Source organism: Acinetobacter ihumii (assembly GCF_900625095.1).
GTDB lineage: Bacteria > Pseudomonadota > Gammaproteobacteria > Pseudomonadales > Moraxellaceae > Acinetobacter > Acinetobacter ihumii.
In genome coordinates this window covers 1-992 of sequence record NZ_LR130765.1, presented here as the reverse complement: position 1 = coordinate 992, position 992 = coordinate 1, and the positions used below count along the sequence as shown (strand labels likewise).

Sequence of the window (992 nt, the reverse complement as noted above, 5' to 3'; positions counted from 1 at the left end):
TTTCTAGGACGAGTATTCAGTGACATGGCAACTTGATTTAAATAATGCTGATCTGCCTGATTTAAATCAATCCCTTTAGGTAAATATTGCCTAATTAAACCATTCATATTTTCGCATGTGCCTTTTTGCCAGGGTGAATGTGGGTCACAGAAATATACATCTATGCCTAAATCTTCTTCGAGTATTTTATGTTCTGACATCTCACGTCCACGGTCATAGGTCAACGTTTTACGCAGTTCTGCAGGTAAATATTTCAGAGCTTCAGTTAAAGCCTTGCGCACTGATTCTGCCTTTGCATCAGGTAATGTTGCCAAGATACAGAGCCGTGTATTTCGTTCAATAAGTGTTGCTATCGAACTTTTATTGTCTTTACCTTTAATTAAATCAGCTTCCCAATGACCCGGTATTTTTCTTTCTTGAACTTCGGCTGGGCGCTCATGAATAGTTTTAATATCCTGTAATATAGAATCTTTTTTAGGTTCACCGTTAGCTTTTCGCTTTTTATTTTCATGACGTAGACAGGATAATAAGTCTTTTTTCAACTCACCCTTGGGTAATGCTCGTATCGTTGAATAAATCGTTGTATGGCTTACATTCATTGTTTGATCCAAATCAGGAAATGTCTTTAAACGCTTTGCTATTTGCTGAGGAGACCATAAACAACGGATCGCTTCAACAATAAATTTCCAGAGGATTGAATCGATTTTGAGTTTTCTGTGACCACGTCTACGTCTAGCAAAAGTGTTATCAGAAGCATATTGAGCTTGATAAACGTCATTGATGCTATTTCTTTTAAGCTCACGATAGATCGTACTAGGATGTCTTTTAATGAGTTCAGCAAATTTTCTGGCTGAAAAGCCTTCTTTTCTTGACTCAAGCATTAATGCAGTACGATCTTCAAAGTTAAGATGATGGTATGACAATTTTATATACTCCATAAACCCTTTAAATTAATTAGGTGGTTTATGTCGCACTTCAAGTTTTACTCTGCC

1 protein-coding gene is annotated in these 992 nt (G+C 36.6%); it reads right to left on the bottom strand.

Annotated elements, in window-relative coordinates; all coding sequences use genetic code 11:
• Positions 1-938 (bottom strand): IS30-like element ISAba125 family transposase (locus E0D95_RS15140; RefSeq protein WP_079676503.1); only part of this gene is annotated, 938 nt, incomplete at its 3' end.
• Between the last annotated feature and the right edge of the window lie 54 nt (positions 939-992).